Here is a 6081-nt window from a genome sequence, read left to right on the forward strand (position 1 = left end):
TCGAGTTGCAGGAAGGCGGCAAGTGAATGAACCCCGATGAGCTTACTGTGTTGTAAGTGATTCGGGTGATTGAACGTAGCCAACGCGCATGCAGCTTGAAGTATGACGGGCATATTACGCGACGACTACATCATCAGCAGTAACACGTTTTTCCCGGTTTAAGGCCTGCAATGCCGACACATCAACAATAAGGGCCACACTGCCATCACCCAATATGGTGGCGGCAGAAATACCGGGGACTTTCCGATAATTACTTTCCAGATTCTTCACCACCACCTGATGCTGGCCAATCAATTGGTCTACCAGCAGAGCATAACGGCGACCGGCACTTTGCAGAATCACAACAATGCCTTGGGTGGCTTCAGTTTTCGCATTTTCAACATCAAATACACGGAACAATTCCACCAGCGGTAAATATTCACCACGCACTTGTAATACGCGCTCACCACCCGCCAGTGGATGTAAATCCTCAGCCAATGGTTGCAGTGATTCCATTACGGCATTCAATGGCAAAATAAACACTTCATCACTGACTTTGACAGACATGCCATCAAGGATAGCCAGCGTCAATGGCAGCAAGATACGGATAGAAGTGCCTTTGCCCGCCTGGAAACTGACTTGCACATGGCCGCCCATTTCCTGAATATTTCGCTTAACCACGTCCATCCCGACACCACGGCCGGAAACATCGGTCACCTGCTCAGCAGTTGAAAATCCAGGCGCGAAAATCAACATCCCGACATCTTCATCACTCATATGCTCATTAACAGCCATACCTTGAGACTGAGCTTTCACCAGAATTTTCTGCCGATTAAGCCCGGCTCCATCATCAAGAACTTCAATACAAATATTGCCGCCTTGATGTTCTGCGGACAGTGTCAGATTGCCTACCGGGGCTTTACCCGCCGTAATGCGTGTTGCAGGGTCTTCAATACCGTGGTCCAAACTGTTCCGCACCAGATGGGTTAATGGATCGATAATGCGTTCAATCAGACTTTTATCCAGTTCAGTCGAACTGCCAAGCAGTGTGAGTTCAACTTGCTTATTCAGCTTACTGGCTAAATCGCGCACCAACCGAGGGAAGCGGCTGAAGACATATTCCATCGGCATCATACGAATCGACATCACTGACTCTTGCAAGTCGCGCGCATTACGTTCCAACTGCCCCATGCTATTGAGCAAATCGCCGTTAATCACCGGGTCTAAGGTACTGGAGCGCTGAGCCAGCATAGATTGCGTGATAACCAGCTCGCCCACCAGGTTAATCAGTTGGTCAACTTTCTCAACCGCCACGCGGATGCTGGTTGACTCACTGGCTTTCGCTTTAGGTTTCACATGCTCGGCACTGGTCGTTACGGCCTTAGCTATATTTTTGATTTCTGCAATCGGGGTGGGGGCGACTGGCGGCACTTGCGCGGCAATCGGGGCGGCGACAGCCACCTCAACCACAGGGTCTTGCGCTGATTCGACCTGCACAAAGCTAATCTGCTCGGGTTCCAGCACAAAACACAGCACGGCGCTGATATCATCTTCACTGACCGATGTAATCAGGGTCGCTTCAAGGCTATCGGCACCTTGGTGGGCATCTTTGACGTCGCCAAGATTGCCCAGTTCTTCCAGCATCAGCGGGATTTCTTGCTCTTTCAAACCAGACAGACGAATGCGCATTCCCCCCTGAACCAACGCCGGAGACTTACTGCTGCCCTTGGTTTCAGCGCTTGGGGCCGCTGCGTGATCCGCTGTCGCAACATGATGAGTGGTTTGCTGTTCTAAAGCTTCGAGTGCCAATTGGCGTAATGCATGACAAATATACTCAAAGCTTTCCGCATTAGGTTCTTGAGAGGTTTTGTAGGCGTCCAACTGTTCCTGCATAATATCTTTCGTTTCCAAAAACAGGTTGATGATATCAGTGCTCAAACGCATTTCGTCGCGACGGGCACCATCCAACAGGTTTTCCAACAAATGGGTTGTCTCTTGTAATACCGAAAAACCAAATGTTGCGGCACCGCCCTTGATCGAGTGAGCAGCACGGAAAATAGCATTAAGTTGTTCATTATCTGGTGCCAACGGGTCCAGCAATAACAGGTGCTGTTCCATGTCTGCCAGCAGTTCATCTGCTTCATCAAAAAAAGTCTGATAAAACGCGGTAATATCCATGCTCACGGTGTCACCTCTACTGTGCGTCGCGGCTTGTCGGAGAGACCGGTGCATTACTTGCAGGTGCCGCTGGCAACGATGTCGTTGGCCCGCGGGCAACTCGAGTAACATTCTCCGTGCTCGATTGTTGTGTTTGTGATGCTGTTGCTGCTTTTCCTGTGGTGCCAGATTGTTCAGTAGGTAGCGCCGCCCCCGTGGCCACAGGTGGTGTCGCAGCAGTATTAGGCGCAGTCACCGCAGGCGTCGTGCCAGTGGAGTCAACCTGTTTTAAGCTTTCCGCTTTTTCTATATCAAGCGCCCGGCTATCTAAATTCTCGTGCTCAATATCATGTTGAGTTTGTTTATTCAGCACCAAAATACTGATACGGCGGTTAACCGGGTCATCTGATGCTTGCTCTTTTAGGCGCATTGTCGACGCCATGCCCACCACGCGTAATACTTTGCCTTCATCCAATCCCCCGGCCAGTAATTCACGCCGTGAGGCATTGGCACGATCGGCCGACAGTTCCCAGTTACTGTACCCTCGTTCGCCCATGGCATAGGGCAAGTCATCGGTGTGACCAGACAAACTGATCTTGTTGGGGATGTCATTCAAGATTGGCGCTATAGCACGTAAAATATCGCGCATATACGGCTCAACCTGGGCGCTCCCCATTTTGAACATAGGTCGGTTTTGACTATCAATAATCTGAATTCTCAACCCTTCGTCCATCATGTTGATCAACAGATGTGGCCGCAAAGCTCTGAGCCTCGGGTCGGATTCAATTAATTGGTCCAGTTTTTCCCGTAATTTATTAAGCCGATACTCTTCTTTGCGGCTCTCTTCGGAATCAATGTGCTTACGCACTTCACCCACTTGCTGGGTCGGGTCATCACCGCCGCCGGGAATGGGGCTGGTGCTATCACTGCTTTTTTCACCATGGGTCAGTGCGACTTTCAATGGCGTACGAAAATACTCGGCAATTTGTGTCAGCTCTTGCGGGCTGGAAACCGACAGCAACCACATCACCAGAAAGAAGGCCATCATTGCTGTCATAAAGTCTGCATAAGCAATTTTCCATGATCCGCCATGATGGGCTTGGGCATGTTTGGCTTTGCGCTTTCTGACCAGAATAACGGGGTGGTTCTGATGCTTCATGCGTCCTCTTCTGTCGCTTGCTGTGCCGGCGCTTTCACTCTGCGCACATGCTCTTCCAGCTCAATGAACGATGGCCGTTCCGTGGTATAAAGTGTTTTACGACCAAATTCCACGGCAATTTGCGGGGCATATCCGTTCAGACTGGAAAGCAAAGTCACCTTGATGCACTGCATCATTTTGGTGGTTTCTGCGCTCTGTTGACGTAGCAATGTCGCCAATGGCGAAATAAATCCATACGCCAACAAAATACCCAGGAATGTCCCTACCATTGCATGGGCAATTAACGCCCCAAGCTCTGCGGCCGGTCGGTCTGCGGATGCCAAGGCATGCACCACCCCCATCACCGCGGCAACAATACCGAATGCAGGTAAAGAATCCCCGACCATCGCCAGACTACCCGCAGGGACTTCGCATTCTTGCTCATGAGTTTCTATCTCTTCATCCATCAAAGCTTCGATTTCAAAAGCGTTCATGTTCCCACTGACAATTAACCGTAAATAGTCGGTAATAAATTCCACCAATAACTTATCGGCCAAAATCCTTGGATAATTAGAGAAAATTTCACTTTCCAGGGGACTTTCTATATCCCGCTCGAGTGAGAGCATGCCCTGTTGGCGGGATTTGGCTAATAAGCGGTACAACAGCGCCATTAAATCCATATAGAGGACTTTGTTATATTTAGAGCGGCGCATCAGTTTTGGCATGGCCTTCAGCGTAGCTTTTATCGCTTTACCATTGTTGCCCACAATAAACGCGCCAATACCCGCTCCGCCGATAATTAAAAATTCAGCGGGTTGATATAATGCCCCCAGGTGACCACCGACAATGATGTAGCCGCCAAAAACCGCCCCTAAGACCACGATATAACCCAAAATAACTAACACGCGATATCCTTAGCAAAGTGTGTGGGTGGAAGGTGAGGCGTTAGCACCCTTTGAGTGCTATAAGTTGCCAATAACAGGCGACAGGGACGGTATCCATACCGCTGCTGTCACCCAAAATTCTAACAACTCAAAGAAACTCAAACTGCGCGTCTAACCTGCTCATCCAGCAGTTGTGAAGTTATATCGGCAGATTGCGGAGAAAGTTTACGTTTTTTTACTGCGCGGGAAGGTGGCTGGCAGAGACTGCAAACAAAGCTGTTTCGCGGTTGATGTGCATGGGTGATAAAAGTCCCACCACAGCAGTTACAACCAGAAAGCTGCAACATGCCACTATCGACGAACCGAACCAAGGTCCAGGCTCGCGTTAATGCCAATAATGGCGGTATTCCGGACTGTTCAGGACACTGTTCGAGATAAAGACGATAAGCCTTGATGACGGCCTCAACACCGGTGCATTGACCACTTTTTAGCAAAAAACTATAAGCGTTATAAAACATCGATGAATGGATATTCTGTTCCCAGGTCATAAACCAATCGGTCGAAAACGGTAACATACCTTTAGGCGGAGGACTGCCCCTCAGCTCTTTATAAAGCTTAATTAAACGCCCTCGGCTGAGTTGCGTTTCGCTTTCTAACATCTGCAAACGCGCGCCTAAAGTTATCAACTCCATGGCTAAATGGATGTCTTTAGCTTCCTGAACAATACTTTTCTCAACCATCGGTCATGCTCTTTTCTTAGGCGCACTACCGTCTTTTAACGATAGCTCGTGGAGTAAATGACTCGACAATAAAATTCCTGTGTGGATTTGCTGCAAATCATCCACACGAGATTCTTTCGTCAGATGATGAATTGTATTGTGATCACTGAAACGAAAATGACAAACCAATTGGTTAGTCTCAGCTAATTTAACCATCTGCGGTAATGTTAACTGGGCTAGCGCGTCGGCCATAGTATCCGTAATACCCAAGCGAAACATCGCTGAGGCTTTCTCATCGTTAATTAACCGCTGTGCTAAGAGCAAATATGACAAATTAATATCATAAATATGTTTGAGTAATTCAGACGTACTCATTTTATACATCCCGACTGATTATGTTTTAAAACATAAGTTGGATGATAGAATTCTTCACCCAAGACCTGGGATCCTTCCCGTTATACAGTTAATTAAAACCTATAGAACTAAAAGTAATAGAAACCTACTGGTGCTACATGACAAAAAATACCGTTTTGTATGAAATAACATGCCATCTGCCTGACAGTTTGATTTGTGTTGCTTACTGCTCTGATATTGCACCTTCGACATGAAACTTTTCTTACAAAATATTAGGAATATTCCTAAAGAGGCCCAACTCTACTCCCGAATCGTTAGCACATACAATGTGACTAGCGATTCATTTTAAATGTAATGTGACCGACATCACAAAAATAAAATATAAAATGGAGATGCCTCTCTTTTTTTGGTTGTTTTTTGACCTGCGCGGCGTTCAAAAAATAGCCGAAAGTAAAAAAATAGCTAAAAAACTAAGGATATAGGCCCTATTCTTAGTGTTTTTAGATCAGTTCGAACAAAAACACTTCCAAAACGAAATAACAGGATATAAATCTGTCATAACAGTAAATCATCAGAATTAAGATCTGACAAGTCACTTTATAGTTCGGTACCTCTATGGGTAACTACCCAGAACCATATTGGTTTAACGAATATTTATGCCGTGTTAAAAAGTGCCTTTCATCGTTTATTTATTAACCTATCTGTTTATTTAGGTTAAAAGTACCGAAAACGTGTATTAAAAAAGGCAACAGAGGTAACCATATGTTTCACCGTTATTCACCCTCACACATTTTCATCAAAAATATTTTCAACCCAGGTTAATATCAATTTTTTAATAAGGGAATTACTC

The 6081-nt window shown here is 46.7% G+C and carries 5 protein-coding genes; all 5 read right to left on the minus strand.

Annotation, left to right across the window (positions count from 1 at the left end):
• Positions 1 to 114: 114 nt before the first annotated feature.
• A complete protein-coding gene (gene cheA, locus FTA91_RS05040; RefSeq protein ID WP_186377341.1) occupies positions 115 to 2157 on the minus strand; it encodes a chemotaxis protein CheA in 2043 nt (680 codons plus the stop codon).
• A 16-nt stretch (positions 2158 to 2173) separates the two neighbouring features.
• Positions 2174 to 3295: a flagellar motor protein MotB gene (motB, locus tag FTA91_RS05045; protein ID WP_050114416.1), complete on the minus strand. Its 1122-nt coding sequence runs from the start codon at positions 3293 to 3295 to the stop codon at positions 2174 to 2176.
• Positions 3292 to 4179, minus strand: coding sequence for a flagellar motor stator protein MotA (gene motA, locus FTA91_RS05050; protein WP_038633811.1), 888 nt, complete (start codon positions 4177 to 4179; stop codon positions 3292 to 3294). Before motA ends, motB begins: the two co-directional genes overlap by 4 nt.
• A gap of 137 nt (positions 4180 to 4316) precedes the next feature.
• A complete protein-coding gene (gene flhC / locus FTA91_RS05055; protein WP_050114417.1) occupies positions 4317 to 4898 on the minus strand; it encodes a flagellar transcriptional regulator FlhC in 582 nt (193 codons plus the stop codon).
• 3 nt (positions 4899 to 4901) lie between these two features.
• On the minus strand, positions 4902 to 5252 hold the full coding sequence (flhD, locus tag FTA91_RS05060; protein WP_038633816.1) for a flagellar transcriptional regulator FlhD: 351 nt from the start codon (positions 5250 to 5252) through the stop codon (positions 4902 to 4904).
• Positions 5253 to 6081: the final 829 nt, after the last annotated feature.

Origin of the sequence: Yersinia thracica (assembly GCF_902170565.1) — a bacterium.
In the GTDB taxonomy this organism is placed as follows: domain Bacteria; phylum Pseudomonadota; class Gammaproteobacteria; order Enterobacterales; family Enterobacteriaceae; genus Yersinia; species Yersinia thracica.

Excerpts from the sequence above, each read along its gene's own strand:
- cheA (WP_186377341.1), bottom strand. The coding sequence starts at position 2,157 with ATGGATATTACCGCGTTTTATCAGACTTTTTTTGATGAAGCAGATGAA.
- motB (WP_050114416.1), bottom strand. The coding sequence starts at position 3,295 with ATGAAGCATCAGAACCACCCCGTTATTCTGGTCAGAAAGCGCAAAGCC.
- flhC (WP_050114417.1), bottom strand. The coding sequence starts at position 4,898 with ATGGTTGAGAAAAGTATTGTTCAGGAAGCTAAAGACATCCATTTAGCC.
- flhD (WP_038633816.1), bottom strand. The coding sequence starts at position 5,252 with ATGAGTACGTCTGAATTACTCAAACATATTTATGATATTAATTTGTCA.